General features: G+C 38.6%; 3 protein-coding genes. 1 reads left to right on the forward strand and 2 read right to left on the reverse strand.

Features of this window, described 5'->3' with window-relative positions; all coding sequences use genetic code 11:
- Positions 1-21: 21 nt before the first annotated feature.
- Complete coding sequence (locus AC1DWN_RS33410) at positions 22-375, reverse strand: hypothetical protein (RefSeq protein ID WP_477563131.1); 354 nt, start codon at positions 373-375, stop codon at positions 22-24.
- 170 nt (positions 376-545) lie between these two features.
- A complete protein-coding gene (locus AC1DWN_RS33415; RefSeq protein ID WP_477563132.1) occupies positions 546-1211 on the reverse strand; it encodes an isochorismatase family protein in 666 nt (221 codons plus the stop codon).
- Between the two features lie 201 nt (positions 1212-1412).
- On the opposite strand from AC1DWN_RS33415, the gene AC1DWN_RS33420 reads away from it, so the two are divergent.
- Positions 1413-1692: 2Fe-2S iron-sulfur cluster-binding protein (locus AC1DWN_RS33420; RefSeq protein WP_477563133.1), on the forward strand; the 280-nt coding region annotated here is incomplete at its 3' end.

Here is a 1692-nt window from a genome sequence, read left to right on the forward strand (position 1 = left end):
GCATTAAACCTCCACCACATTTTATAAAGCTTTAAACATACCCATTATAGGCATAAACGATTTAATCAAATACATTCCAATACGAATTATAGGGATCATTCCGTTAATAAAAACGAGCATTATTGTTCCATATTTCACAGCTGACTCGCTAAAAAAAGAATCTAAAAAACCTGATATTTGAGCCTTTTCTCTACTATCGATTGTTGAACCCGGCAGTCTCTGCTCCGTTTGTAATCTGGAAAGTGTCACTACATCATTGTCAATACTGCTCACCATACCTACATATTGCCTTCCATCTTTCAGTACCACGATGACTGGCTGCCCTACCCATTGAGCAGCTTTTTTTTTGCTCCGAGCTTTTTTCAAAGGCATCATATCACTTCTCTTTTCTTAATTAATAGTACAGTATATTCACAATTCCAGCTGTTTCTTGTGTCTTTTAACCTTTTTATTCAAAAATGGTAGATTCCATATATTTTGCCGGATAAGCAAAGAAGCCTGATTCCTCAGGCTTTTCTTCGATAAATAATATATTTCCTTTGTAATCAAATGCCACCCTTTTTACTTCCGTCAGATTGCTGGCCTTCACTCAATGCTCTTTGGTAACTTTCGATTAATAGACCATAGTTTGGCATGAGCTCTCCATAGATTGCAGCAAACTCATTAGCTTCTTGACGATTCCAAGTTTTCTGGATTTCGGATATCAATGCCATAGTATCGATCGGAATAGCTCCTGCCTGTACCACCCGGGCGAGTGTAATATCTGTAGCCATTTTGCTCCAGTTACCCGATGCATCAACAACCGTGTACACCTTGAAGCCTGCTGCAATTGCTGATAATGTGGGAAACGCCATACATACGCTAGTGAGCGTGCCCGCAATAATCAATGATTTCTTACAGGTTGCTTCCACTGCTTTCACAAAATTCGGATTATCCCAAGCATTGATCTCTCCRTTACGTGCTACATACACCGCTTCAGGCAATATTTCTTTTATTTCTGGTATCAACGGACCATTTGGGCCACTAGGCACTGAATCAGTGGTTATGGTGGGTAGCTTAGCTAGTTTGGCCATCTTCGCAATGGCAACTACGTTCCTGCGCAATGTGGGCACATCGATATCCTTTACCGTCTGAAACAGACCACTTTGATGATCGATCAATAAGAGCGCTGCATCATTTGGATCAATAAACACATTTTTTTGTTTTGTCATGAATTATACCTCCTGTTTTCTGATGTTCTCGATCCTTGGTTTAACCATTTTTAAAAGCAAATATCCTAAAAATCAATAACTAGTTAGCATAGGCAATCTCATTAGAATGATTTTACATTCCATGACTAAAGAATGAACAGTAAGACGATAACTATATAAAATACCATTTGGAATTCATCATTTTATTTGTGGAGGTATATTTTGCCCAACGTGACTGTATTTGGCCAAGGAACTTTTGAAGTGGAGATGGGAAAAAAATTAGTGTTAGCCCTGGAAGATAATGGAGTCAATATTATCCATCGTTGTGGTGGGAAAGCGATATGTACGACATGCCGAGTAGAGATTCTGGCTGGTGATTACTCAGAGGTAACGAACAAAGAAAGAAAAGCCTTTACTGATAAAGAAATTGAACAGTATTTATTTGAAGATAATCTACGTCTATCCTGTCAAATTAGTGTGTGTGGAGATATTACCGTTCGTC

It is taken from the genome of Paenibacillus sp. P4_A7 (assembly GCF_056402455.1).

Bases quoted from the DNA above. Each gene is read 5' to 3' on its own strand.
- AC1DWN_RS33410 (WP_477563131.1), bottom strand. From the start codon at position 375: ATGATGCCTTTGAAAAAAGCTCGGAGCAAAAAAAAAGCTGCTCAATGG.